Below are 21,911 nucleotides of genomic sequence, written 5' to 3'. Positions count from 1 at the left end.
GCGCGTAAGCGCGTACAAGCATTTTGCCGCAGGCAAAATCTTGGAACGGGACGGATTCATTCCGTACCGTTCAGAGTAAGATCAAAGGGCTCCCGCCGCGCCTGCGCGGTGGGAAGGGCTACGGGCTGGATTACGCCCAGCAGTACCGCAATATGCCGTACATCGGTGTGCTCAAGCCGGAGGTCTACAGCAAGTAAGGCCGGCGTATGATGGAAAAAGCGCCGCAGGCTTTGCGCCGCGCACGGCGCAAATGATCTTGACTGTTATTTCTGACGACATGCGCGTCTGAAATAACACATCTCGCGAAGTGAGCGTCGAGCCGCTGCGGCGGAGAGGCGCAGAGCGAAGCGCATCCAAATATCAAAAAAGTCCGGAGGACTTTTTTGAAGAATCGAAAAGAGGCGCTCGTCGCCTCTTTTCTTCAAGGCAGACTCTGCTGCCGCAAAAGGAGGGAAAACCTTTGACCCAGACCAAACGACCCAATTATGTACTGTGGATGCTGTGCGTTTTCATGCTGCTCTCGGCCGCCTCGTATTTCTTCCGCCCCAAGGAGCCGGAGATCTCCTATGCTGAGGTCGTGCAGCTCTTTGAACAGGAGAAGGTGAAGTCCTTCGCCGTGCAGGACACCACGCTCACGCTCAAGCTGCGCGAGGCGGTGGATGGCAAGACGGAGCTCCGGAAGGAGCTCTACGACTTCGACCTTTTCTACGACGACCTCAACGACCTTGTCGTGGAGCAGAAGGCCGCCGGCATTCTGGAGGACTATAACTACTCCGCCAACCACTCGCCTAACTACCTTGCCATTGCCCTGCCCTATGTGATCGCCGTCGCGGGGCTGTTCGCCATCTGGTACTTTTTCTCCATGCGCGCCTCCGGCGGCGGGAACGACCGTATGGCGAAGTTCGGCAACGCCACCTTCCGGCACGGCAGCGAGAGCGCCCGCAAGACCACCTTTGCCGATGTTGCGGGCGCGGACGAGGAGAAGGAGGAGCTTGCGGAGATCGTGGACTTCCTGCGCGACCCGCAAAGGTTTGTCGAGCTCGGCGCGCGTATTCCCAAGGGCGTGCTGCTCGTCGGCCCTCCGGGCACGGGCAAGACGCTGCTCGCCCGCGCGGTCGCGGGTGAGGCGGGCGTGGAGTTCCTCTCCATCTCCGGCTCGGACTTTGTGGAGATGTACGTCGGCGTCGGCGCAAGCCGCGTGCGCGACCTGTTCGAGCAGGCCAAGAAGGCGGCTCCCTGCATCATTTTCATCGACGAGATCGACGCGGTCGGCCGCCAGCGCGGCACCGGCCTCGGCGGCGGTCACGACGAGCGCGAGCAGACGCTCAACCAGCTGCTCGTCGAGATGGACGGCTTCGGCACGAACGACGGCGTGGTCGTTCTCGCGGCGACCAACCGTGCGGACATCCTCGACCCCGCGCTGCTGCGCCCCAGCCGCTTTGACCGCCAGATCTACGTCGGCTATCCCGACATCAAGGGACGCGAGGACGTTTTGAAGATCCACACCGCCAACAAGCCGCTTGCCGAGGACGTGGACCTTGCCAAGGTCGCGCGGGGCACGGCGGGCTTCACCGGCGCGGACCTTGAGAACCTTTCCAACGAGGCGGCGCTGCTGTGCGCGCGCCGCGGCGACCAATTCATCACCATGGCGGACTTCGAGGAGGCGGAGATCAAGGTCCTCGCCGGACCCGAGAAGCGCAGCCGCGTTGTGCCGGAGCACGAGCGGAAGCTGACCGCCTATCACGAGGCGGGCCATGCCGTCGTGATGCACGCGCTGCCGACGCACGAGCCGGTGCATCGCATCACCATCGTGCCGCGCGGACAGGCGGGCGGCATGACCATCGCGCTGCCCGACGAGGACCACTCCTACCAGTCCAAGCGCTACATGGAGGAGCAGATCGTCTCACTCCTCGGCGGGCGCGCGGCGGAGAAGCTGATGCTCGGCGACATTTCCACCGGCGCCTCGAACGACATCGAGCGCGCCTCGCACATCGCGCGCAAGATGGTCACAGCCTACGGCATGAGCGAGAAGCTCGGCTCCATCGCCTTTGAGAGCGGGCACGACGAGGTGTTCATCGGCAAGACGATGGGCCAGACGCGCAGCTACTCGGAAAAGACCGCCGCCGAGATCGACGACGAGGTCAAGGCCATCATCGACCGCGCGTATGCGCGCTGCGAGGAGATCTTGACGGCACGGCGCGAGGCGCTGACCGCCGTGGCGGAATATCTGCTCGCCCACGAGACGATGACCGGCGAGGAATTTGAGCGAATGGTCGGCGAAAAAGCCTGATGGGCAAAAGGACGAATGGAAAAAGTGACGCAGGGACGGGCATTTGCCGTTCCCTGCGTCACTTTTTTCTTTTCTTGCGAAAATCTTTATTGTGCAAAGTGACAAGAGCATTTGTCCTCGTGGGGAAAACAGAAAAGCAATAGATATTCTCAATAAATGGACTTGAGTCCGCGGCGCGTAGACAAATGCACATGAAATTTGGAGGCGACCGTGGGAAAAACGACCGGAAACGACCGAAAATTCTGACAGATTCGACGCTTGAAATCCATTCAACGGTTCGATAAAATAAACTGCAACCAAAAGGGGCGGACGCCCCGCTTGCCGCGGCAGCGCGGCAGAAAGTCAGGAGGATATGTATATGAAAAAGATTCTTGCACTCGTCCTTGCGCTCGTCATGGCGCTTGGCCTGGTCGCCTGCGGCGACAAGGGCGGCGAACAGCAGGAGGGCGGCACGCCCAACACCACCGGCGAAGAGAAGGTCGTGAAGATCGGCGTCTTCGAGCCGCTCACCGGCGACAACGGCGCCGGCGGCAAGCAGGAGGTGCTTGGTATGCAGTATGCCAACTACGTCCAGCCCACCGTCGACATCAACGGCGAGACCTACAAGGTCCAGCTGGAGGTCGTCGATAACCGTACCGCAGCCGAGAACGGCCCGTCCGCGGCCGCTGAGCTGGTCAACAAGGGCGTGAGCATCGTGCTCGGCTCCTACGGCTCCGGCGTGTCCATGGCCGGCGGCACCGTGTTCGCCGAGGCCGGCGTGCCTGCCATCGGCGTCACCTGCACCAACCCGCAGGTCACTTCCGACTGCGATGTCTACTTCCGCATCTGCTTCCTCGATCCCTTCCAGGGCACCGTTCTTGCGAACTATGCCTACAAGGAGCTCGGCGTCGACACCGCTTACCTGCTCGGTATGCTCGGCAGCGACTACGATCAGGGCTTGATCTACTACTTCACGCAGGCCTTTGAGAAGCTCGGCGGCAAGGTCGTTGCCGAGAACTTCCCCGAGGGCAATGCCAACTTCGTTTCCTATATCAACAACGCCAAGGCTGCCAACGCCGGCGTCATTTTCTCCCCCGTCTCCATCAACTATGCGCAGCTGATCGTTGAGGCCGCCGCCGCGCAGAAGTTCGAGGGCACGATCCTCGGCGGCGACACGCTCGACAGCAACATGGTCGTTGAGGCCGCCAAGGGCAAGGATGTCGATGTTAAGATCACGACCTTCTATCAGGAGGGTGGTAATCCCGAGTTCGACGCCGGCATCAAGGAGTGGATCAATGCCAACGCCGACGCCAAGACCAACAACGGCGGCAACGACATGGTCTCCGCCGTCACCGTCATGGGCTACGACGCTTACTTCACCGCGCTTGAGGCCATCAAGGCTGCCGGCAGCACCGCGCCCGCCGACATCCTCGCGGCTCTGCCCGGCGTGACCTACTCCGGCATCTCCGGCGAGATCGCCTTCGACGACATCGGCGACGCCAAGCGCGACGCGGCCTACATCAAGACCGCCAACACCGAGACCGGTGCGTGGGACTTCGTGAAGATCCAGGGCATCGACTGAGAAAAGCCACAAATCTCTCCACAAGCAGCAAACTTGGCGGGGCTTTTGCCCCGCCAAGTTTTCCCCGTTTTTTCGCGTTCCCCCGAATCCTACCAACAGGAGGTTTTCCATGCAGGGAATTTTACCGTATCTGATCAGTGGTATCTCTGTGGGAGGTCAGTACGCGCTCATCGCCATCGGCTACACGCTGGTCTACGGCATTCTGCGCCTCATTAACTTTGCCCACGGCGATGTCTTTATGGTGGCAGGCCTGATCATGGTCTACACCACCGCGTCCATGCCCATGTACATTTCGATCCCGCTGGTGCTCATCTTCACCGTCATTCTCGGCTTTGCCATCGAGCGCGTGGCCTATAAGCCGCTGCGCACGGCGCCGCGTATGTCGCTGATGATCAGTGCCATCGGTGTGAGCTACCTCATCCAGAATCTTGCGTTCTACCTGACCGGCGGCCTGCCGCAGCCGGTCAAGACGTCGATCCCCTGGATCTCCGACACCATCACGCTCTTCGGCGCGTCCACCAAGCGCGTCACGGTCGTGACGCCCGTTCTGACCATCGCGCTCGTCTTTGCGCTCGTCGCGCTCATCAAAAAGACCAAGATCGGCATGGGAATGCGTGCCGCCGCCAAGGACTTTGAGACGGCGCAGCTCATGGGCGTGAAGATCAATTCCGTCATTTCCATGACCTTTGTCATCGGTTCGTTCCTCGCCGCGGTCGGCGCGATGCTCTACTTCACCAACTATCCCACGGTGGCCATCACCTCCGGCGGTATGCCGGGATTGAAGGCCTTCGTCGCGGCGGTGTTCGGCGGCATCGGCTCCATTCCCGGCGCGGTGGTCGGCGCTTTCCTCATCGGCCTTTGCGAGGAGATCATCAAGGGCCTCGGCCAGTCTACCTTCTCCGATGCGTTCACCTTTGCGCTGCTGATCATCGTGCTGTGCGTCAAGCCCACGGGACTGTTCGGCGAAAAGGTCACGGACAAGGTGTAAGGAGGGGTGAAGATGAAAAAGAAAACGATCGGCAAAGAGTATATCTTCACCGCGCTCATCCTGTTCGTCGTGCTGGCGGTCACGATGGTCCTCGACTCCCAGCTCCCGAGCTATCACATTGTGATCAAGGTCATCAAAAAGGCGTCGGTCTATTCCCTCGTCGCCGTTTCGATGAACCTGCTCAACGGCTTTACGGGCCTTTTCTCCCTCGGTCAGGCGGGCTTTATGCTCCTCGGCGCGTATTCCTACGCGGTGCTGTGCATCCCGGTCGCCAAGCGCGCGGGCGTGTACCAGTATTTTGACGGCGGCATCGTGAAGTTCTCCCTGCCGGAGGTCTTTGCGGGCTTCCTTGGCGACAAGGTCGGCGCGGCGGTCGGCATGATCCTCGCGCTGCTTGTCGGCGGTCTGATCGCGGCGTTCTTCGCCTATCTGATCGGTCTGCCCGTGCTGCGTCTGAAGAGCGACTACCTCGCCATTGCGACCCTCGGCTTTGCCGAGATCATGCGCACCATTATCCAATGGAACGCCATCGGTCCGCTGACCAACGCCTCGAACCTTCTCAAGGGCTATCCCGATTTCAGCAGCGCGACCGCGTACCTGCTGCTCATCGGCGTGTTCATCGCGTGCGTTGTGCTGCTGGTGAACTCCACCTACGGCCGCGCGTTCAAGGCCATCCGCGACGACGAGGTCGCCGCCGAGGCGATGGGCATCAATCTCGCCCACCACAAGCGCCTTGCCTTCGTCATTTCCTCGTTCTTCGCGGGCGTCGGCGGCGGTATGCTGGCGATGTACATGGGCGCGGTGCCGGCGATGTCGTTCCGAAGCAGCATGACCTATGAGATCTTGCTGCTGGTCGTCATCGGCGGCATCGGCTCCATCACCGGCAGCGTGCTCACGAGCTTCCTCTACATCGCGGCGCTCGAGTGGCTGCTGCGCGGTCTGGATACCGGCAAGTTCCTCGGCATCACGGCACCGGGCCTCTTCAAGAACGGCTTCCGCATGGCGGTCATCTCCGTCATCATCATGGTCGTCGTGCTCTTCTTCCGCAAGGGCATCATGGGCGATAAGGAGCTGCCCGATCTCCTGCGCCGTCATACAAAGAAGGGAGGCGGCGAGAAATGAGCCAAAACGTTCTGCGTCTTGACAATATTACGATGCAGTTCGGCGGCGTCGTCGCCGTCGACAACCTGAGCCTTGAGGTCAACGAGGGCGAGATCGTCGCGCTCATCGGTCCCAACGGCGCGGGCAAGACCACCGCGTTCAACACCATCACCGGTGTGTATGAGCCGACGAACGGTCAGGTCAGCTTCATGGGCGAGCCGATCGTTCGCAACCATCCGCAGGGCAAGATGAAGCAGAATTACAAGGGCAAGGAGGCCGGGAAATTCGTTCAGCTGCCCGTGCTCGACCCTACGCCCGACCGGATCACCAAGCTCGGCATGGCGCGCACGTTCCAGAACATCCGCCTGTGGAAGTCCCAGACCGTGTTCGACAATGTGCTCATCGCCAAGCATATGCTGCGCACCAGCAACGTCTTTTCCGCCACGTTCCGTCTCAACCGCAAGGAGGAGGCGCAGCATCGCGCGGAGGTCATGGAGCTTCTGCGCATCGTGGGTCTGGAGGATGTGAAGGACGAGCTGGCGACGTCTTTGCCCTACGGCAAGCAGCGCCGGTTGGAGATCGCCCGCGCGCTGGCGACGCATCCGAAGCTCCTGATGCTCGACGAGCCTGCCGCTGGCATGAATCCGCAGGAGACGAACGAGCTGACCGAGTTCATCGGCCGCATCCGTGACGAGTTCCACATGACCATCCTGCTCATCGAGCACCACATGGACCTCGTCATGGACATTTCCGACCGCATCTACGTCATTGACTTCGGTGAACTGATCGCCACCGGTACGCCGGAGGAGATCCAGAATAACCAGCGCGTCATCGACGCCTATCTGGGGGTGGAAGAGGATGCTTAAAATTCAAAACCTTCAGGTCGCCTACGGCGGCATTCAGGCGCTGCGCGGCATTGACATGGAGGTGCCCGACGGCAAGATCGTCACCCTCATCGGCGCGAACGGCGCGGGCAAATCCACCACGCTGCGTACCATTTCCGGCCTTGTCAAGGCCAAGTCCGGCTCCATCACCTACAACGGCGAGGAACTGATCGGCAAGCCCATCAACGCCATCCTCGCCGCGGGCATCGCGCAGGTCCCTGAGGGACGGCGCGTGTTCCCGGACATGACCGTGCTCGAAAACCTCAAGATCGGCGCCTATCTGCGCAAGGATAAGGAGGAGATCGAAAAGGATATCGAGTGGGTGTATGAGCTCTTCCCCCGCCTGAAGGAGCGCAACTGGCAGCTCGCCGGTACGCTCTCCGGCGGCGAACAGCAGATGCTGGCGGTCGGCCGCGGGCTGATGTCCCGTCCGAAGGTGCTGATGATGGACGAGCCCTCCCTCGGCCTTGCGCCGCTGGTCGTGCAGGGGATCTTTGACATCATCCGCGAGATCAACCGGCAGGGCGTGACCATCCTGCTCATCGAGCAGAACGCCAACATGGCGCTCAAGATCGCCGACCTTGCCTATGTGCTCGAGACCGGCACCATCACCATGAGCGGCACAGGCGCGAAGCTGCTGGCCGATGAAAAGGTCAAGGAGGCCTATCTCGGCAAGAAGCGCAGCAAATAAGCCTTGTGAAATCTTGACACGATTCGGGAAAAAGCATACAATGACCGTCGGCAGAAATGCCGGCGGTCATTTTTTCGGAAAAGGAATCAGAGGAAAGCGATCATGGTATACCTTGCAGTCGCGCTGAGCGCAGCGCTCGGCGGCTTTGTTCAATCCATCACGGGCTTCGGCGCGGCGGTCGTGATGATGACCATTCTGCCGTACTTTTTCACCATGGCGGTCGCGCCGTCGGTCTCGACCTCCATCTGCCTCGGGCTGACGGTCACGCTGGCGTGGAAGCTGCGCAAAAGCATCGACCTCAAGCTCACTCTGCCGCCCACGCTGCTTTACGCGGCGGCGAGCGTGACGGCCATCCGCTTCATCGGCTCGATGGACCTGCGCGTGATGACCATGGTGTTCGGCGCGTTCCTGATGCTGCTCGGCGCCTATCTGCTGCTGACGGAAAAGAAGGCCGCCATCCGTGTGACGCCGGCGGTCACCGTCGTCTGCGGCCTGCTCGCGGGCGTCTGCGGTGGGCTGTTTTCCATCGGCGGGCCGATCATGGCGATCTATTACCTTGCCGCCACAGACAGCCGCGAGAGCTATCTCGCCAACGCGCAGGCCAACTTCGCCGTGAATAATGTAACGTCCATTACCACGCGCGTTTTGAGCGGCTACTACACGCTCGACCTCCTGCCGCTGACGCTGCTCGGCGTGGCGGGCGTGGTCTGCGGGCAGCGCTTCGGGCTGAAGCTCGGCGGAAAGCTCAACGCCGTGCAGCTCCGCCGTCTCGTCTACGCCTATGTCATTCTCTCCGGCGCGGTCACCATTGTGCAGCATCTATAAAAGAAAAGAGCGCCGAAGGCTAAGCCTTCGGCGCTCTTTGGCACGCCTGAGCGGATTCGGACCGCTGGCCTTCCGCTTAGGAGTAGACCCGATACGACATCGGGAAGTGGCATCTAATGCTTAAAAATGCTTGGAAATACAAGGCTTTTCAGCATTTCAAATCCCATCTGATACTACGCTGTGATAGCTAATTCAGAGGGATTTTACACCGTCCGATTGGCTCGAAATTAGCAAGTCTTTCGATTTTTGGTGGACGTTGCAAGTGCAAGTAAATGTCACTATGTAACTTCTCGTGATGCGAAATGATAGGAAATCCTATTCATTCTCGTGTGAGGGTGCGGGTGTCCTTAGACACAGATTTCAGTCTGTTTTATATATCATTTCAAAATGAATTTTTCAACCAGAATTATTAAGAATTTCAAAGGTTTTTCAGACTCAATGATTCTATGTAATTTAGACCCGCCGAAGCAGGTCTTTTTTTATTTCAGCATAATCTCTCTATCCTCAGCGCCGAGCATATAAGCACCCTTGGCAAAAGCATCCCTTGCAAGAAGCTCTGCTACATCAACCCTATCGAACAGCATCCATATTTCTTTCTCTTTCGGAGTCAGTTCATGGCTATGGTCAAACAAATGCTCAAGTCCCAATCCTTCAAGCAATGCCGACTTTGCTGCTTTGTATTCCTCAGCTCTGCCAACATATTCGTCGTTCCTTTCCTTGGAAAATGCCTCGATATTGTCAGCTCTCAGATGCTCGTAATACTCGTCCATAAAGATTCTATCCATACTCGTTGACCTCCATAACAAAAAAATAAGGGCAGACCCTTTTACAGCTATTGTAGCTATGTAAAAGGATCTGCCCTTGCAGTTACTATAATGTTTTTGCCAGCGACTTCAGGAGTGCTGCCATTTCCGGATTTTGCAGAAGCTTCAGAAGAAGTTCTTTATCATCAGCGGAGCTTTCCGTTGCGGCTGGTTGAACCGGCTCAGGCGTTGCCTGTCTGCCTGAGTAGAACGCAGCTTCCATTCTTTCAGCGTTCAGTCTGCGGTCATCGTCGATGATATGGGAGTAAACATCCGCTACCATCTTGACCTGTGCATGACCGGAATCGCCTTGAACGGATTTCATATCGCCGCCGTTCAGCTTCAGCTTGTAAGTGATACTGGAATGTCGGAGACTATGGAAAACCACTTTCGGCAGTCCCTTCTCCTCAATCAGCTTATTGAAAGCACGGTTGATAACCTGCCCCTCAATCGGCTTGCCATTGGAAGAACAGAAAACCAGATTGAAGTCTACGAACTCGTCACCGAAAAGGTCTTTCAGTTCTTCGATGTCAGCCTTTCGCTGTACCAACATTTCCGCTACGGTTTTCGGTAAGAACACCTTGCGGACACTTGTTTTGGTCTTAGGAGTTTTGAGAACCAATGCGGTATGCGTACTGGCGAAGGTCGGCGGGAACTTGAACATGATGTCCTTACCGTCCAGATCTGCCATCGCTTCACGATTTACTCTCTGCAACTCCTTTTCAACGAAGATGCTTGCCTGACCAAGTTCAATACTGGTAGGGGAAATGTCAATACAGTCCCAGGTAAGCCCCAGAAGCTCACCCATTCGCAGGGAACAGGAGAAGGCAAGGTTAATAGCCAGACGAAGAATATCATCGTCACAGGCTTCCAGAGCCTTCTGGAGCACTTCCGCTGTCCAAATGTCCCTGGTCTTGTGTTCTTCCTTCGGCAGCGTAGCGTGCTCCACAGGGTTTCTGGTCATCAATTCCCACTTGACCGCCTGATTGAAAGCATTTCGCAATGTCTTGTGAACTTCTCGGATAGTATGCGGAGTCAGATATTCTGTACGGGCTTTTACATACTTAGAAGAAACCGCTTTGACAGAAAGCAAATCTCTGTAATACTTGTCCATGATTCTCGGTGTGACATCCTCCAGCTTCATATCACCGATGAGGGGACGAATATAGTTTGCAATCAGGCTCTTTCTGCTTTCATAGGTAGACATCGCCCAGGTGTTCACACCATAGATTGACATATACTCATCCAAAAGATCGTTGACGGTTTTAGCAGAAGGGGGAATAAAGGTTCCGGACTCCTGCTCATATTCAACCTGCAACTTCCTTTTCTTTGCTTCGGCATTCGTTTCAAAGGTTTCCCACTTCTGACGCTTGTTGCCGTTCTCATCGGTGTATGTATAAACCACAGAATACTTCTTTTTTCTCTTAACGATAGATGCCATGTAATCAGCTCCTTTCCTGTCTATCTTCCACTAACCGGTAGCGGGTCTGATTCTGATACCACTTCATAAAGCTCTCTTTTGTAGCTCGGTTATGCCTGCCCACTCGAATCAGCTCGAAACTTCCCTTGGCGGCAATGCTGTAGATATTCTGGCGATTGGTGTCAAGCATTCTTGCAATCTCCGGCAGACCGTAGGTGGATGCCATAATATCTGCATCCAGTTCCTGATCCTCTACCGTGCGGTAATCGGTTTGAGAAGCATACCATCTTTCAAAACTCTCCTTGGTCACTCTGCGCTTGCCCAGGACATCAACCACATCAAAATGCCCTTTGGCAACCAGCTCGTAAGCAGTCGCTTCTTTCAGCCCAAGGCGCTGTCCAAGCTCCTCCATTGAATATGTAGTTTTCTTCAGTTCCTCTCCGGGAGGGGTTCCATCGACCTTCTGATATTTGAACTGATTGGCATACCATTCTTCAAAGCTGTCGATCATCACCCTCATGGTGTTGCCGACAAGAATGGTTTTGAAGTAATTCTTTTTAATGAGCCAGTATGACTCCGTTTTTCCAAGACCAAGCATCCTGCCCATTTCCGGAACAGACATACTCGTGCGTTTTCTCATTTCCGCCATCGTACAACCTCCTATGTAAAAAATGTAGCCATGTGTTTCTTGTCATGGCTACATTTTATCGAACTCTCAATATGTTTTGAAGTTTGTCGCCGGGTTGTACGACACCCTTGACAAATCTTACATTTGATGATCCAACCACTCATCAAAACTCTTTTTGGAGATTCTGATACTGCCACCAATGCGGACGCTGTGAAAAACTTTCTTTTTTACAAGGTTGTATGAGCAGATGAAAGAAAAGCTGTTATCCTTGCCCGGTGGTGAGCAGTATTCCCTCCATGGTGCCTGTCAGGATAACTGGATCTATGCTCTCAACTTCGGCAAGGAGACCGTGCAGGTCATCGACACCAGCGAGTGGATGGGGCGGTCCTATGAACTGATTGCTGTTCTTTATACGCACAAGCCGACCGAATTCCAGTTTACAAATTACTGTATCCGGCCTGCCGGCATCATTTCATCTTCATCGCGCCACGATCTTCTGCTCTATGACTGGGCGGAACATCAGGCAGGCGCAGATTCTTATTGAGGTGGTTGTTATGTCAAAGATTACGGAAAAGATCGCCAAGCTCCTTGCGTTGGCGGAAAGCCCTTACGAGGAGGAAGCCAAAGCCGCGCTGCTGCAGGCCCGGCGTCTGATGGCGGAGCATAAGCTCATGCCGGAGGATATTGAGCCGCAGGAGAATAAGAAGGTGGTTCAGGAATGCGTGGGCGTCACCTGCACGAAGCTCTCTTCGCCGTGGACGGTTTACCTCTCCACGCTCATTGCCGCACATTACTGCTGCAGGCCCTATCGGAGCTCCGTACACGGCAGCAAGGTTTCGGAGATCGGGTTTATCGGCATGGAGGACGACTTCAAGCTCTGCAAGCTGGCGTTTCTCTACGCCTATGATTGCATCTCAAGCCGATGCAGACAGATCCGTACCCAAAAGGAATATTCCGCAAAGGCTCTTCGGGAGATGTGCAATTCTTATGGCTGGGGCTTCTGCCGCGGGCTGTCTGCCGCTTTCCAAAGGCAGGAGGCCGAACACCAGGAATGGGGCTTGGTCATGGTCGTGCCGCAGGCGGTCGAGGATGCCGTTTCCAAAATGAAGCGGAGCAGTTATAAGATCTCGTCCACAAGCAGCATGAACCGCCAATATGCCGCCATGGGCTATGTGGATGGGCAGGAATTTGATATGCACCGCCGGCTGAAACCCTCGGCGTAATTGTTGCATTTGCATTGACATTGCACATATTGCATATTATAATAGAGCTACGAAAGGAGTGTAAGAGCATGGCCAGTATCAACATGAGCATCCGCACAGATTCGGAATTAAAAGCACAGGCTGAACAGGTTCTCAGCCAGCTTGGTATGAACATGACCGGAACGATCAATATGTTTCTTCAGCAAATTGTTCGGGATCGTGCGGTACCTTTGTCCCTATCATTGAGTTCTGAGCAGTCTCTTTATGCTGATTTGCTCAAAGCAAGGACGGAACGAGAACAGGGTGTTGAATATCTGTCTTCCGATTCTGTTCTCAGATCTATTGATTCCGCAATAGAGAGAGGCTCTGCCAATGGCTAAATATCAAGTGCAGGTTCATCCCCGTGTAGCCTCTCAGCTGATTCAACATGCTGAATTTATCGCACGGGTAAGCAAACCTGCGGCACAACGATTCCGAGCGAGCTTTTCTGAGATTCTTCGCCGCATGCAGGAAAATCCGTATCAATTCCCCTCTTGTGATGATCCAAACTTGCCCTCCAATTTTTATCGAAAAGCTTTGTTTGGAACATGGTACAAAGTGATTTTCTATATTGAAAATCAGAAAGTTTTCGTAGATGCGATTGCAGACTGCCGCTCTGAAAACCAGATATTTTAGTGGTTCATATTTTTAGAGTGATTATTGTTGCTCACTGTGCAACAGCATACTACGAAGGACGCACAGACTTGTAAAAAGTCTGTGCGTCCTTTTTTATTTTAGGAGGATGATATGAAACCCACTTATTCAGATGCCGGGAAACTGGCGTGGTATCCAGACATCGCCTGCCCAGTCTGCGGCGGTGATGTCAACTCATGGGATAAGCGATGCAGCCGTGCGCTGGGCTACCGGCAGATCGTATGCGAGGGCTGTATCTCGGAAGAGTATCAGGTCACGGTGGAAAATCTGCGCTATGTGATGGAAAACCACTTTGGACTGGTTCCGTGTCCGGGGATATGAGCATGGAACAGAATCAACTGACCCGGGATCTCTACGCCGCAGGCTACACGCGGGAGAATCACCCCTCCTTCGTGTATTGGAGCGACTGGCAGAATTTCGGCTATCTCTTTGAGGCTCTATTGAAGTTTACATGGGAAACGCCGTGCGGCCTTTTGGTCGATGGCAAAAGTGATCTCGGCCGGGGCCTTGCCTGCGGCGATGCTTCTTTTCAAGGCATCGATTACTGCCCGGAAAATGACAACCCACTGCTGCGCTGCCCCTATGAACGCAAGGACTGTCCACACAGCATCCGCGGCTTTCCTGTCCCTCTCTGCCCCTGCCACACCACCGGCAAACGGTATTCTTTCGAGCAAAGCGCCGAGAGGGTGGAATCGGAGAGAAGTGAGAGACAGCACCGGCAGTACATGGAGATTACCGGCGGAGCCTACTGCGCCTGCGTGGTTGGCGGTAATGGCTATGATGGCGGTCATGTCGAAGTCCAATACGATGTGGAGCAGTGTATTCGCTGCCGCTGCCAGAATCCTGTCTGCGTCATTCGCAAGCAGAAGCGGGACCTGAGCCGTGCCAATATCTTTTATGATGTGCGCCGCACATGGGTCACCCGCATCGGCTTTCTGGAGGAAAAGAAAGTGCAGGTGACAAAGGGCGAGCGTGTGTTTCCCCATCCTGTGGCTCAAACGGACGCGGAGATCTGGCTGGAAACGAAAAAGGCGCACTTCAACCCGCTTTGGAGCAGCTCTGTGATCGACTCTCCGCACCTGACACCAGAGGATCGGCGACAGACATTTTTCAGCAAAATGCACCGCCGGTACGGGGAGTATGATTACTTTGAATTTCACTATGATGTGGAGAATATCCGCATTGCCAAAAGTGAACAGAGAGATCTGCTGCAAGACCTTCGGGATGTGGCGGACGGCTTGGAGGTCGTCCATGCAGTCGATCTCAAAAAGGAGCAGGCCGCCAAAAAACGGGAATCCCGGCAGCGGCGCAGGGAACAGAAGGAGCGGCAGCTGAATAAGCGGCGCTCTCCGGCTCCACCCAAGGAGGAACAGCTTACACTACTGACAGAGGAGGAACATTTCAGCAATGGCGATCAAACTGGCTGAACAGACGAATGGGCCCCATATTTTCATGCGGCTCCGTCTGGACAGCGGCCGCGTCGAGGAAATCGACGCTTACACCACAGAGAAAGGCTGGCACTATGTTACCAGCGCAGACCGCACCCCGGAGGTGCGGCTGCGGATCATTGCGGCGTTTCATACGCTGTATTGACCTGCTTTCTATACATTTCAAGTGGAAGATGCCGGCTTTCGGCATCCTCTCCCTACTTGCACATAAGGATGTGATTTGAACATGAAATACGAATATTACCCGAAAAGGCGGGCGGAGCAGGAGCGCAGAGAGCTGAATGAACAGATTCTCCGCCTGCTGCAAAGCGGAGCCTGTGAGCAGTCCGGTGTGACCGACGAGGACATTTTCAATCGCTATACCGGCGATGGCGGCCTGCATGGGCTGCGGCGCAGCGACTATGAAAACTACAACGCATTCAGCGCGGCGAAAAAGGAACTGGAAAACGGCCAGTTTTTCACACCGCCGCCCCTCTGCGAAATGATCGTTTCGGCCCTGCGCCTCTCCGACACAGATTTGGTAGCAGATCTCACCTGCGGCATGGGGAATTTCTTCAATTTCCTGCCAAATGAACGCAACGCCTACGGATGTGAGGTCGATCCCAATGCCTGCGCCGTTGCCCGAAAGCTCTACCCGCAGGCACACATCGTACAGGGTGACATTCGGGACTATGAACGCTTCTTCATTCTGACGCTTTTTGCCATCGCGCATGAGATCGAAGCGATGGGGCAGTACAGCGGCAGCCTCATGCGCGTGCAGCTGGCGGTCGGCCTTCCTCCCGCGCATTTTGGCGTGCAGGCAAAGCGGTTTATCAACTATTTCAACGGGCGGGGTGCGGTGACCTTTCAGTTTAAGGGAAAGCCCTATGCCATCTTCATTGAAAATACCGCCTGTTTCCCGCAGTCCTTTTCTGCCGCTGCGGCCACGGTAAAAAACCTCGCCTCATTCCCCAGAGCGCTGGTGGTCGATATCGGCGGCTTTACGGCGGATTATGTGCGTTTGCGGAACGGTGTGCCGGACATGGCAGCCTGTGATTCTCTGGAAAACGGTGTAATCCTGCTCTATAACCGCATCTGCGCAAAAGCAAATGCCGAGCTGGACATTCTACTGGAGGAAAGCGAGATCGATCGGATCCTGCGCGGCGAGGATCAGGATGCGGCGCCGGAGGTCATCGCTCTGGCAGAACGGGAGGCACAGGAATTTATCAACGACCTGCTCAGCGGCCTCCGGGAGCGGATGCTGGAACTCAAGTCCGGCAAAGTGATCTTCCTGGGCGGGGGCGCTACTCTGCTGCGCCGGCAGATCGAAGCGTCCGGAAAAATCGGGCAGGCGATTTTTGTGGAGGACATCAATGCCAATGCCAAGGGGTATGAGTATCTTTACCGGCTTCAGCACAGCGGGCGGTGAGTGCTATGACCGACAAGAAGGACCCCGGGAAATTCACGATCCGCTTCAACATCTGTGACCCACAGCATAAAGCGGTGATCGACCTGCTCAACCGGCAAGGCCGCAGCAAAGCGCAGTTTCTTGTCAGCGCTGTCCTGCACTATATCAACTGCAAGGAGACGCCGGAGGTGTCTGTTCCGGTTCCAAATCAGGCGGCGCTGGAGGAGCTGATCCTTGCCATCCTGGCAAAGAACCAGAGCCATTTGAAAAAGCAGCCCGAGCCGAAGCCGGCCCCCGCACAGCAGGATGCGGCTATCTCCGCTGCGTCTGAACCTATGCCGCCCGCAGACGGAGAGGAATTGGAACAATGGTTTGGCGGGCAGGATGGTGTGACATCGATCCTGAACTCTCTGAAAATGTTCGAGCAGGATTAAAAGCAAAGGTCCGGAACGAAGCCGCCCCCGTCAGGCTCAACGCTTGACGGGGGCGGCTCGTTTCTTGTTCAGTTTTGTGCTTCTCGCTCCTGACGCAGAAGTGCGATGCAGATTTTGAGCTGATAGGCTTTGTGGATACCCAGCTTTCTGTAAATGATTTTACTGGTCTGGAGGGCTTTGTCTCTATCGGGCGAACGCAATACTACGCCGAATCAGGCCGCAGTTGACAGCTTCCGACTCCCTCCGTTATAATGCGGTCATACTACAAATGAGAAGGAGTGAAACACCTATGAACAAAACGGAACTGATTGCCGCCATGGTGGAAACCAGCGGTCTGACGAAGAAGGACTGCGAGGCGGCCCTCGCAGCCTTTACCGGTGCGGTGGAGACTGCCATGAAGGGCGGAGACAAGGTGCAGATGGTGGGCTTTGGCAGCTTCGAGGTCAAGGAGCGCCCTGCCCGCGTGGGCCGCAACCCCCGTACCGGCGAGTCCATGACCTACCCCGCCTGCAAGGTGCCGGTTTTCAAGCCCGGCAAGGCCCTCAAAGACGCCATCAAGTAATCATAATACTACGGAACAGTAACGCCCCCTTGCGCCGTGTCGCTCAGACCGGCGCAAGGGGGACGCTTTTTCTTTACTATGTTTCGTTCTCCTGTTCCTCCTGCGTCTGACGCAGGATCGCGGCATATTGCTGTACCTTTCGGTAGGAATCAAGCCCCGTCTTTCGGAGAATGCTCTTGGTGTGGCTGTAAATGGTGCTCACCTTAACAGAGAATTGAACGCTCATCTCCTGTGGCCCCATGCCGACAACATAGCCCTCATAGATCTTGCGCTCCGTATTCGTCAGCTTATCCAGCCCGGTCACAAAGATCCGGTACACCTCCGGGTCAATGTCATCCTTCTGCGCGTGAGCCATACGGGATGCGTCCGTCTGCACGGTCTCCAACCGGCTTTGTGTTTCCTCCACCTGCGCTTGCAGCACGGCCTTTTCGCCCAACAGGGACTCGCTCTGCCGCAGGGCCGCGTCCTTCTCGCTCTCCAACGCGAAAACAGCCTCCTGATGCGCTTCATCCTGCGCCCGCAGAGATCCGGATACGGCGGCAAATTCGCTATAACTCATCTGCCCGTCGCCCCGGTTTTCCTCCGTAAGCTGCCGGAGGTCCCGCAGCAGCGGAGAGATGTATCTGCGGCTGAGGACAATGCAGGCAAGGCACAGGGCAAAGAGCAGCAGGAACAGCAGCAAAGCGGTCTGCCAGACGCTGCGTACCACAAGCTGCCGGTAATCCTGCGCGGGGATCAGCACCGCCAATGTCCGGCTCTCGCTGTCTCCGCCCGCAGCGGTAAAGTCCATGGTCATGCCCACATAGGAGAGTCCCCCGCATTTCATGGCGATCAGGCCGTGACGCATGGGCTTGAGTGTGAGACGGTCGTTAATGGGAACATAGCAGTAGTCTCCCGCACCGCCGGTCATCAGACACCCGCCGCTGTCCAGCGTGTTGGACACGCCGCCCTCCGAGGCCATGAGGCAGGCAACGCTTTGAAAGCCAGTAGGCTGCTTGTGGTGAGCTGCAAAATAAGTCTGGTTGACCCCAAAGCCGCACAGTCCGTATACCGTGCCGTCCTCCCCGACCATGGGAATGGTCAGCAGAACGGCCCGCTCCGAGGTGCCGGGAAGGGTGATCAGTGCCGAGGTGCGGCAGGAGGCGGAAGATACCGGCACGGCCGCATCCGCAAGGCATTGCCGGTAATCCGGCAGAGTCTCCGTGTTGAACTCCCGGCTCCATTTCCGGTGGGGCATGACCCCGTGGGCCTTCCCAATCTCCGCCATGCCCCGGTAGAGCAGCAGATCCCCGGTCAAATGCTCGGCATTGCTCCGCTGGACATACAGCCCGCTGCGGTCAGCCTCGCCGCTGCTTACGCCGATGGCGGCTTCCAGAATGACAAAGGCTCCGGAGCAGTCCGTCTGACGGGCATACTGACACAGCGGCTCCAGCAGCGCCTCCTCCACCTGAGAGATGGCGTCAAGATTTCCGTCCAGCTCCGAAAAGGTCATGCCCTGTTCGGCCAATGTGTCCTCCAGAATGTCCGTCATATCCTTGGACAGATGGGCGCTCATGCCGGAGACATTCCGCCAGAGGGAGGTCATATCCGAGCGGAACACCTCCATCTGGATGCTCATGCTTTTGGACAACTCCTCGCCGGGGGTATTGATCCGCCCGAAAATTTGCAGGCTCACCAGCAGCACCGCGGCCAGAAGAAGGCCCATCGCCGCCATGTAGAGTACCAGCTTGTGCTTCATGGAACGGTTGGCGTAGTTCAGTTTTTCCAGTACATGGCGCATCGATTTTTACCTACCTGTGGTTTGTTTTTCATCCGCTTCAGCCCATGGAGCAGAGCAGCGTCCATGTCTCGTTGGCCAGCTCATCCATATTCTCGCCATTTGCAAGACGGGCGGGATAGGCCTTCTGCGCCTCCCGCAGCGCATCGTAAAGGGCGTTGACCTTGCCGTAATAGCCGGAAAAGCGCGGCTCGGACACCGGTGTATATTCCTGCCGCATGGTGTTCAGAGCGGCGTAGAGATTTTGGTACGCCTGCTGTGGTTCCGGGAAATCCGTATAGTCCTCAATGGCGTCAAACGCGCCGTTCCGCACGGGCATATAGCCGGTCTCGGCCACAAAATCAAGGTTCCGCTCCGGCTCCGTCAGCCAGTGGACGAACAGGCTCGCGGCCTCCGCCCGCTTTTCATCGGTCTTATAGGCGCAAAGACCCACGCCCGCCTGCGTCATCAGCGCATCGGCACCGTTGGTTTTCGGCATGGGCAGGACTTGCAGGTTCATCGGCTCCACCGTGCCGTCAAGATAGCTCACCTTATCATTATAGTAGAGGATGGCGGCGGACGAGCCGATGCCGGAGATGGTCTCGCCGGTCATGACCTGCGTATTGGAATAGCGGTCGGACATCTGGATATGTCCCTGCACCAGAGCGCGGGCAAATTCCAGCCAGATCTCCTTGAAGACGGCGTTGTCCGTGTCGTACCAGCCGTCCTCGGTATAGAAATCCTCCGCACCCTGCTCCATGGTCCGCAGCTCCACAGCGCGGAGAGGATAGTCCAGAGCGCAGAAGGTCTTGCCGCCGCTGTAGTCGTAGAAAGCACCGGCGGTCTGATAAAAGCCCTCCCATGTGGTAAGGTCGCTGTACTGCGCGCCGGTGGCGGCGGAGAAGCGGTCAAAGGCGGAGCCGTTGAGCATCAGCACATGGGTGGATTTGGACATGGGGAATACCAGCAGCTTGCCGTCCGCCGTGCCGTCCGCCAGAAAGCCGGAGACAAACTCCTCGCGCTCACCCTCGGTGAACAGGCTGTTCCAGTCCAGCAAATTTTCCGCCCCCAGCGCCAGCGCGTCCCCAATGTGGCAGGTGAACACATCCGGCATCTCCGGAAGCTCGGAGCCGCCCGCCTGCGCCTGCAACAGAAACGCGCCGATCTGGGAGGCGCTGCTGGTGCCGGTGACGGTCACCCGCACGCCCTTTTCCGCGCCCACCGTCCGGTTGAACTCGTCCACAAGCTCGTCCATGGGAGAGCCGGACTGTTCGCCGTAGACGTGCCAGAAGGTCAGCGTCACAGGGTCATCCTTGTCCAGCAGCGATTTCTCGCAGCCGGTGAGGGGGAAGATCATCAGCGCCGCCAGCAGCGCGGCAAAAAATCTTGGTTTCATGCGTTAAGCCTCCAGATCGAACAGGCGTTTGACAAATTGCCGTATTTTTGATGGTTTTTGAAAATTTTTATGCCTCCGTCTCCCCAATTTCGGGTTTTTGGAGATGACAGGAGCGAGGAAATATGGTACACAACAGGAGAACGGGTAGCCAAAGCGACGCTTTGGAGCGTCCGGTCAGCAGAGAGAAATTGGAAAGGGGTACCCCTTTCCGTTGGAGCATAGCTCCAACGGAAGGACCGCTCGCCGCCTGATTTGTTTCTCTCACATTATAGCATAGCCCCCTATGCTTCGCAAGAAAAAACGGAAGGGAGGAATGTCTGTGGCCGAATCTCAGAAAACAGCAACGTACAAGGTCATTGCGGACGCCGGAGGCGGGCGGGTGTTTCGCTTCTACTGCGACATCTCCGGTGAGCTGTGCTGCGTGACCAAGCCCATCCGGGCGGACACGGAGGAAGCGGCGCTGGAGATCGCGTGGGACAAGGAGGGCAAGTGGGAGTTCAACCTCTGCCCCAAATGCGGGAAGTATGTATCCTCCGCTATGTTCAATGTCAACGCGGGGCTGTGTCTGGACTGCGCCCCGTGGGAGGACGAATACCCCTCGTTCTGCCATCACTGCGGCGTCCGCCTCCAGGAACCGGACGCCTGCTTCTGCCCCATCTGTGGAGCAAGATTGCAGGTGGGCGGCACAGACGGAAAGGAGGGAGCCGCCGAATGACAAACTATGACCTGAGAACCCGGAAAGCCCTGCGGCAGGTGACGCTGCTGGAGTTCGGCTTCGGACCGGAAACCATGCAGCGATGTAAGCTCTGCCCGGAATGCGGCAGGGCAAACCCCGCGCAGGACACGCACTGCGCTGACTGCGGCGCGGTACTGCCGGAAAAGACCCTCTATGACTTCTACCTCTCCCGCCACCGCTGCTGCCCCGGCTGCGGTGTGGCTGTCACCGACTACGCGGTGTACTGCCCGGAGTGCGGGACGCGCTTGCCGAAGGCAGGCGTGACACGGAGAAAGGAGACCGCGGTATGAGCTTATTCCGAAAGCGGGAGCCGCCGGCCAGCGGTCCCGGAGCAGAACAGGCCCTGCCCAGAGCAGCAGCCTGCTTCATCACTCCCACCATGACCCGCCGCGCGGCGGACTGGCTGGGTAATTTGGGCGGCTGCCGTCCGCTGGGTATTCTATCCGACGACTACGACGATGTGGTCTGGCAGTGTACGGCGGAGAGGGCGGATCTTCTGCTGCTGGAGCTGGACTTTTCAAACGGAGTGGAGGATAAGGACGTTTCCTCTCGCTGCGACATCGCCGTCGAGGTGCGGCGGAAGCTGCCGGATTGCCGGGTCTATCTCGTCTGCGAGGACGGACACCCGGAAAGGCTGCCCGCATTGGATAAGGCGGTGGAGCTGAAGCTCATCGACGGCTACTGCATCGGCGACCTTTCCGCGCAGCAGATGCGCGCATGGCTCGACGAGACAAAGGAAGTAATGAAGGCAGCGGCCCGCCCGCTGCAACTTTGAATACAGGAAGGAGGAAAAAACATGAGAAAACGAATGACCAGTTTACTGCTGACGCTGGTCATGCTGCTGTCCCTCGTGCCCGCCATGGGCGTGACGGCGAGCGCGGCGGATGATACATCCTACGATCCTGGCAGCGTCAGGAACTATGTATCGTTTGCGTCCCAGCTCGAGTCGACCACTTCAAGAGATCTCGTACTGGAAAATGACTTCGAATTGCTCTACCATAGGGGAGTTTCGATTTCTCCTTCGCTGTCAGGAGTGCGGCAGAACATGGCACAGCAGCCCCGTCCACTTTTCCAAGGCCGGCACGAAGCCGGAGACAGAGGGGATG

General features: G+C 56.8%; 27 protein-coding genes and 1 pseudogene. 22 read left to right on the top strand and 6 right to left on the bottom strand.

Annotated features, from left to right (window positions below; translation table 11 throughout):
* Window positions 1-23: 23 nt before the first annotated feature.
* The 8 genes from KQI17_RS13885 to KQI17_RS07735 all read left to right on the top strand — a co-directional run bounded on the left by KQI17_RS13885 (window position 24) and on the right by KQI17_RS07735 (window position 8,340).
* Window positions 24-197, top strand: a complete 174-nt coding sequence (locus tag KQI17_RS13885) for a hypothetical protein (protein WP_371821976.1) — start codon at window positions 24-26, stop codon at window positions 195-197.
* A gap of 299 nt (window positions 198-496) precedes the next feature.
* Window positions 497-2,290 (top strand): ATP-dependent zinc metalloprotease FtsH, encoded by a 1,794-nt coding sequence (gene ftsH, locus KQI17_RS07765; protein WP_216495687.1) that lies wholly within the window; start codon window positions 497-499, stop codon window positions 2,288-2,290.
* A gap of 358 nt (window positions 2,291-2,648) precedes the next feature.
* Window positions 2,649-3,851: an ABC transporter substrate-binding protein gene (locus KQI17_RS07760; protein ID WP_216495615.1), complete on the top strand. Its 1,203-nt coding sequence runs from the start codon at window positions 2,649-2,651 to the stop codon at window positions 3,849-3,851.
* Between the two features lie 109 nt (window positions 3,852-3,960).
* Window positions 3,961-4,839 carry a branched-chain amino acid ABC transporter permease gene (locus tag KQI17_RS07755; RefSeq protein ID WP_216495614.1) on the top strand — a complete coding sequence of 293 codons (879 nt, stop codon included), beginning with the start codon at window positions 3,961-3,963 and terminating at the stop codon, window positions 4,837-4,839.
* A 12-nt stretch (window positions 4,840-4,851) separates the two neighbouring features.
* Window positions 4,852-5,961, top strand: coding sequence for a branched-chain amino acid ABC transporter permease (locus KQI17_RS07750; protein ID WP_216495613.1), 1,110 nt, complete (start codon window positions 4,852-4,854; stop codon window positions 5,959-5,961).
* Window positions 5,958-6,806, top strand: coding sequence for an ABC transporter ATP-binding protein (locus KQI17_RS07745; protein ID WP_216495612.1), 849 nt, complete (start codon window positions 5,958-5,960; stop codon window positions 6,804-6,806). Before KQI17_RS07750 ends, KQI17_RS07745 begins: the two co-directional genes overlap by 4 nt.
* On the top strand, window positions 6,799-7,515 hold the full coding sequence (locus KQI17_RS07740) for an ABC transporter ATP-binding protein (RefSeq protein ID WP_216495611.1): 717 nt from the start codon (window positions 6,799-6,801) through the stop codon (window positions 7,513-7,515). The genes KQI17_RS07745 and KQI17_RS07740 overlap by 8 nt, the downstream gene beginning before the upstream one ends.
* A 102-nt stretch (window positions 7,516-7,617) precedes the next feature.
* Window positions 7,618-8,340: a sulfite exporter TauE/SafE family protein gene (locus tag KQI17_RS07735; RefSeq protein WP_216495610.1), complete on the top strand. Its 723-nt coding sequence runs from the start codon at window positions 7,618-7,620 to the stop codon at window positions 8,338-8,340.
* 479 nt (window positions 8,341-8,819) lie between these two features.
* Here KQI17_RS07735 and KQI17_RS07730 read toward each other — a convergent pair whose 3' ends face one another.
* The 4 genes and pseudogenes from KQI17_RS07730 to KQI17_RS07715 all read right to left on the bottom strand — a co-directional run.
* On the bottom strand, window positions 8,820-9,125 hold the full coding sequence (locus KQI17_RS07730; protein WP_002304425.1) for a hypothetical protein: 306 nt from the start codon (window positions 9,123-9,125) through the stop codon (window positions 8,820-8,822).
* Between the two features lie 85 nt (window positions 9,126-9,210).
* The gene (xerC, locus tag KQI17_RS07725; protein ID WP_216495609.1) at window positions 9,211-10,584 is read right to left on the bottom strand and encodes a tyrosine recombinase XerC; all 1,374 of its coding nucleotides are present in this window, start codon (window positions 10,582-10,584) and stop codon (window positions 9,211-9,213) included.
* A gap of 4 nt (window positions 10,585-10,588) precedes the next feature.
* Window positions 10,589-11,212 (bottom strand): helix-turn-helix domain-containing protein, encoded by a 624-nt coding sequence (locus KQI17_RS07720; RefSeq protein WP_216495608.1) that lies wholly within the window; start codon window positions 11,210-11,212, stop codon window positions 10,589-10,591.
* 117 nt (window positions 11,213-11,329) lie between these two features.
* Window positions 11,330-11,434 (bottom strand): annotated as a pseudogene (locus tag KQI17_RS07715) (helix-turn-helix domain-containing protein); the annotation flags it as partial.
* Between the two features lie 4 nt (window positions 11,435-11,438).
* On the opposite strand from KQI17_RS07715, the gene KQI17_RS07710 reads away from it, so the two are divergent.
* From KQI17_RS07710 to KQI17_RS07665, 10 genes are all read left to right on the top strand, one after another.
* Complete coding sequence (locus tag KQI17_RS07710; protein ID WP_216495607.1) at window positions 11,439-11,735, top strand: hypothetical protein; 297 nt, start codon at window positions 11,439-11,441, stop codon at window positions 11,733-11,735.
* A 10-nt stretch (window positions 11,736-11,745) separates the two neighbouring features.
* Window positions 11,746-12,414, top strand: a complete 669-nt coding sequence (locus tag KQI17_RS07705) for a DUF2786 domain-containing protein (protein ID WP_216495606.1) — start codon at window positions 11,746-11,748, stop codon at window positions 12,412-12,414.
* Between the two features lie 68 nt (window positions 12,415-12,482).
* The gene (locus KQI17_RS07700) at window positions 12,483-12,773 is read left to right on the top strand and encodes a type II toxin-antitoxin system RelB/DinJ family antitoxin (protein ID WP_216495605.1); all 291 of its coding nucleotides are present in this window, start codon (window positions 12,483-12,485) and stop codon (window positions 12,771-12,773) included.
* Window positions 12,766-13,068, top strand: a complete 303-nt coding sequence (locus KQI17_RS07695) for a type II toxin-antitoxin system RelE/ParE family toxin (protein WP_216495604.1) — start codon at window positions 12,766-12,768, stop codon at window positions 13,066-13,068. The genes KQI17_RS07700 and KQI17_RS07695 overlap by 8 nt, the downstream gene beginning before the upstream one ends.
* Before the next feature lie 111 nt (window positions 13,069-13,179).
* Window positions 13,180-13,407, top strand: coding sequence for a hypothetical protein (locus KQI17_RS07690; RefSeq protein ID WP_253100635.1), 228 nt, complete (start codon window positions 13,180-13,182; stop codon window positions 13,405-13,407).
* A gap of 2 nt (window positions 13,408-13,409) precedes the next feature.
* Window positions 13,410-14,513 carry a hypothetical protein gene (locus KQI17_RS07685; protein WP_216495603.1) on the top strand — a complete coding sequence of 368 codons (1,104 nt, stop codon included), beginning with the start codon at window positions 13,410-13,412 and terminating at the stop codon, window positions 14,511-14,513.
* Entirely contained in the window at window positions 14,494-14,679 is a 186-nt protein-coding gene (locus tag KQI17_RS07680) for a hypothetical protein (protein WP_216495602.1), read from the top strand. Before KQI17_RS07685 ends, KQI17_RS07680 begins: the two co-directional genes overlap by 20 nt.
* Window positions 14,680-14,760: 81 nt before the next feature.
* Entirely contained in the window at window positions 14,761-15,942 is a 1,182-nt protein-coding gene (locus KQI17_RS07675) for an N-6 DNA methylase (RefSeq protein ID WP_216495601.1), read from the top strand.
* Window positions 15,943-15,947: 5 nt separating this feature from the next.
* Window positions 15,948-16,355, top strand: a complete 408-nt coding sequence (locus KQI17_RS07670) for a hypothetical protein (RefSeq protein ID WP_216495600.1) — start codon at window positions 15,948-15,950, stop codon at window positions 16,353-16,355.
* A gap of 289 nt (window positions 16,356-16,644) precedes the next feature.
* Complete coding sequence (locus KQI17_RS07665) at window positions 16,645-16,917, top strand: HU family DNA-binding protein (RefSeq protein ID WP_216495599.1); 273 nt, start codon at window positions 16,645-16,647, stop codon at window positions 16,915-16,917.
* A gap of 76 nt (window positions 16,918-16,993) precedes the next feature.
* Here KQI17_RS07665 and KQI17_RS07660 read toward each other — a convergent pair whose 3' ends face one another.
* Both KQI17_RS07660 and KQI17_RS07655 read right to left on the bottom strand, forming a co-directional pair.
* Complete coding sequence (locus tag KQI17_RS07660) at window positions 16,994-18,697, bottom strand: hypothetical protein (protein ID WP_216495598.1); 1,704 nt, start codon at window positions 18,695-18,697, stop codon at window positions 16,994-16,996.
* 37 nt (window positions 18,698-18,734) lie between these two features.
* Entirely contained in the window at window positions 18,735-20,069 is a 1,335-nt protein-coding gene (locus tag KQI17_RS07655) for an ABC transporter substrate-binding protein (protein ID WP_216495597.1), read from the bottom strand.
* A gap of 319 nt (window positions 20,070-20,388) precedes the next feature.
* Here KQI17_RS07655 and KQI17_RS07650 point away from each other — a divergent pair, with 319 nt between their 5' ends.
* The 4 genes from KQI17_RS07650 to KQI17_RS07635 all read left to right on the top strand — a co-directional run.
* On the top strand, window positions 20,389-20,784 hold the full coding sequence (locus KQI17_RS07650; RefSeq protein ID WP_216495596.1) for a hypothetical protein: 396 nt from the start codon (window positions 20,389-20,391) through the stop codon (window positions 20,782-20,784).
* Window positions 20,781-21,095, top strand: coding sequence for a zinc ribbon domain-containing protein (locus KQI17_RS07645; RefSeq protein ID WP_216495595.1), 315 nt, complete (start codon window positions 20,781-20,783; stop codon window positions 21,093-21,095). The genes KQI17_RS07650 and KQI17_RS07645 overlap by 4 nt, the downstream gene beginning before the upstream one ends.
* Entirely contained in the window at window positions 21,092-21,580 is a 489-nt protein-coding gene (locus KQI17_RS07640; protein WP_216495594.1) for a hypothetical protein, read from the top strand. Before KQI17_RS07645 ends, KQI17_RS07640 begins: the two co-directional genes overlap by 4 nt.
* A 21-nt stretch (window positions 21,581-21,601) precedes the next feature.
* Window positions 21,602-21,911 (top strand): hypothetical protein (locus KQI17_RS07635; protein ID WP_216495593.1); only part of this gene is annotated, 310 nt, incomplete at its 3' end.

Source organism: Oscillibacter sp. MSJ-31, assembly GCF_018918025.1.
Classification (GTDB): domain Bacteria; phylum Bacillota; class Clostridia; order Oscillospirales; family Oscillospiraceae; genus Hominicoprocola.
Note: the sequence above shows the minus strand (reverse complement) of the source record. Positions and strands in the feature narration are given on the sequence as shown.

What these genes read in the sequence shown, in the direction of transcription:
- ftsH (WP_216495687.1), top strand. Translation starts at nt 497, where the DNA reads ATGCTGTGCGTTTTCATGCTGCTCTCGGCCGCCTCGTATTTCTTCCGC.
- KQI17_RS07760 (WP_216495615.1), top strand. Translation starts at nt 2,649, where the DNA reads ATGAAAAAGATTCTTGCACTCGTCCTTGCGCTCGTCATGGCGCTTGGC.
- KQI17_RS07755 (WP_216495614.1), top strand. Translation starts at nt 3,961, where the DNA reads ATGCAGGGAATTTTACCGTATCTGATCAGTGGTATCTCTGTGGGAGGT.
- KQI17_RS07750 (WP_216495613.1), top strand. Translation starts at nt 4,852, where the DNA reads ATGAAAAAGAAAACGATCGGCAAAGAGTATATCTTCACCGCGCTCATC.
- KQI17_RS07745 (WP_216495612.1), top strand. Translation starts at nt 5,958, where the DNA reads ATGAGCCAAAACGTTCTGCGTCTTGACAATATTACGATGCAGTTCGGC.
- KQI17_RS07740 (WP_216495611.1), top strand. Translation starts at nt 6,799, where the DNA reads ATGCTTAAAATTCAAAACCTTCAGGTCGCCTACGGCGGCATTCAGGCG.
- KQI17_RS07735 (WP_216495610.1), top strand. Translation starts at nt 7,618, where the DNA reads ATGGTATACCTTGCAGTCGCGCTGAGCGCAGCGCTCGGCGGCTTTGTT.
- KQI17_RS07730 (WP_002304425.1), bottom strand. Translation starts at nt 9,125, where the DNA reads ATGGATAGAATCTTTATGGACGAGTATTACGAGCATCTGAGAGCTGAC.
- xerC (WP_216495609.1), bottom strand. Translation starts at nt 10,584, where the DNA reads ATGGCATCTATCGTTAAGAGAAAAAAGAAGTATTCTGTGGTTTATACA.
- KQI17_RS07720 (WP_216495608.1), bottom strand. Translation starts at nt 11,212, where the DNA reads ATGGCGGAAATGAGAAAACGCACGAGTATGTCTGTTCCGGAAATGGGC.
- KQI17_RS07710 (WP_216495607.1), top strand. Translation starts at nt 11,439, where the DNA reads ATGAAAGAAAAGCTGTTATCCTTGCCCGGTGGTGAGCAGTATTCCCTC.
- KQI17_RS07705 (WP_216495606.1), top strand. Translation starts at nt 11,746, where the DNA reads ATGTCAAAGATTACGGAAAAGATCGCCAAGCTCCTTGCGTTGGCGGAA.
- KQI17_RS07700 (WP_216495605.1), top strand. Translation starts at nt 12,483, where the DNA reads ATGGCCAGTATCAACATGAGCATCCGCACAGATTCGGAATTAAAAGCA.
- KQI17_RS07695 (WP_216495604.1), top strand. Translation starts at nt 12,766, where the DNA reads ATGGCTAAATATCAAGTGCAGGTTCATCCCCGTGTAGCCTCTCAGCTG.
- KQI17_RS07690 (WP_253100635.1), top strand. Translation starts at nt 13,180, where the DNA reads ATGAAACCCACTTATTCAGATGCCGGGAAACTGGCGTGGTATCCAGAC.
- KQI17_RS07685 (WP_216495603.1), top strand. Translation starts at nt 13,410, where the DNA reads ATGGAACAGAATCAACTGACCCGGGATCTCTACGCCGCAGGCTACACG.
- KQI17_RS07680 (WP_216495602.1), top strand. Translation starts at nt 14,494, where the DNA reads ATGGCGATCAAACTGGCTGAACAGACGAATGGGCCCCATATTTTCATG.
- KQI17_RS07675 (WP_216495601.1), top strand. Translation starts at nt 14,761, where the DNA reads ATGAAATACGAATATTACCCGAAAAGGCGGGCGGAGCAGGAGCGCAGA.
- KQI17_RS07670 (WP_216495600.1), top strand. Translation starts at nt 15,948, where the DNA reads ATGACCGACAAGAAGGACCCCGGGAAATTCACGATCCGCTTCAACATC.
- KQI17_RS07665 (WP_216495599.1), top strand. Translation starts at nt 16,645, where the DNA reads ATGAACAAAACGGAACTGATTGCCGCCATGGTGGAAACCAGCGGTCTG.
- KQI17_RS07660 (WP_216495598.1), bottom strand. Translation starts at nt 18,697, where the DNA reads ATGCGCCATGTACTGGAAAAACTGAACTACGCCAACCGTTCCATGAAG.
- KQI17_RS07655 (WP_216495597.1), bottom strand. Translation starts at nt 20,069, where the DNA reads ATGAAACCAAGATTTTTTGCCGCGCTGCTGGCGGCGCTGATGATCTTC.
- KQI17_RS07645 (WP_216495595.1), top strand. Translation starts at nt 20,781, where the DNA reads ATGACAAACTATGACCTGAGAACCCGGAAAGCCCTGCGGCAGGTGACG.
- KQI17_RS07640 (WP_216495594.1), top strand. Translation starts at nt 21,092, where the DNA reads ATGAGCTTATTCCGAAAGCGGGAGCCGCCGGCCAGCGGTCCCGGAGCA.